The organism is Corynebacterium sp. UBA2622 (genome assembly GCF_002339505.1).
Classification (GTDB): Bacteria; Actinomycetota; Actinomycetes; order Mycobacteriales; family Mycobacteriaceae; genus Corynebacterium.
The window spans coordinates 24,015-24,330 of the sequence record NZ_DDJO01000004.1 but is presented as its reverse complement, the minus strand read 5'-3'; the positions used below and the strand labels follow the sequence as shown (position 1 = coordinate 24,330).

Annotated in this window: 1 protein-coding gene; it reads right to left on the bottom strand. The window is 70.6% G+C overall.

The genetic code is table 11. The features are described from left to right. On the bottom strand, positions 1 to 316 hold a 316-nt coding region (locus tag B3611_RS01800; protein ID WP_291313373.1), incomplete at both ends, for a hypothetical protein.

The window sequence follows — 316 nt, the reverse complement described above, 5'->3', positions numbered from 1 at the left end:
GGGGGCCTGGCTGGGTGGGGTGGACACGGTGGCGCGCCCGCGGATGGCGAAGCGGTGCATCTGGGTGGCCACCAGTTCGCCGCCGGAGGTGAGCTCCAGCTCCACGGTGACGATGCGCCCGGAGACGGATTCCTCAATGGAGGAACAGCGGGAGGTGACCTCGATGGTGCGCCCGTCGGCGAGCTCGCGAAGGGGAACGCGCAGGTCGATGACGTGGTCGAGGTGCACCGCGTTGAGCAGGCCCTCAATGACGGGGAAGCCGTCGGGCAAAAGGCCCGAGCCGAGGGCGGTGTAGATCGCGGGCCAGCACGGGCCG